The organism is Bradyrhizobium algeriense, assembly GCF_003062295.1.
GTDB classification, from domain to species: Bacteria; Pseudomonadota; Alphaproteobacteria; order Rhizobiales; family Xanthobacteraceae; genus Bradyrhizobium; species Bradyrhizobium algeriense.
This window is the reverse complement of record NZ_PYCN01000251.1, coordinates 1-465: the sequence shown is the minus strand read 5'-3', so window position 1 is coordinate 465 and position 465 is coordinate 1. Positions and strand designations below refer to the sequence as shown.

Sequence of the window (465 nt, the reverse complement as noted above, 5' to 3'; positions counted from 1 at the left end):
CTACCAGCCTGTGCGTTCCGTTCACGACATGCCGAAGTGTTTCTCTCGTCCGATTTGCGCCTTGGCGATGCAGCTGAACGATGAGGCCAGCGACGAGGAGCGGCAGCAGCTGCTGCCCTTTGTCATCCGACTGGCCTGTGCTGATACGGCAGAGGTTGAGCAGCAGCGGAACGTCTATATCGCCTCGCGTCTGAGATACTGTCGCTCGGTCCGGGAGGGGATTGATATCCTCGAAGGTGCGCTGGCCATGGGCCGCCAGGCGGACGAGCTTGCGCCGGAGCAGGTCGGAATCAGGCTGGATGCTGTGCAACGGGGCGCAGCCACGGCCGCGTCGGTGTCCACCCTTCCCGCGCTCTTTCACATCGGGATTGGGTTTGCCCCTGTTCTTTAAGAGCAACACCGGGCTTGGTTCGACCAGCAAGACAGAGCTAAGGCGCATTGGGCGGGAGATGGACCCTGCCTGAG

1 protein-coding gene is annotated in these 465 nt (G+C 62.2%); it reads left to right on the top strand.

The genetic code is table 11. From position 1 onward, the window contains the following. The coding region (locus tag C7G61_RS43375; RefSeq protein ID WP_210205937.1) for a hypothetical protein at positions 1-391 on the top strand (391 nt) is incomplete at its 5' end. Positions 392-465: the final 74 nt, after the last annotated feature.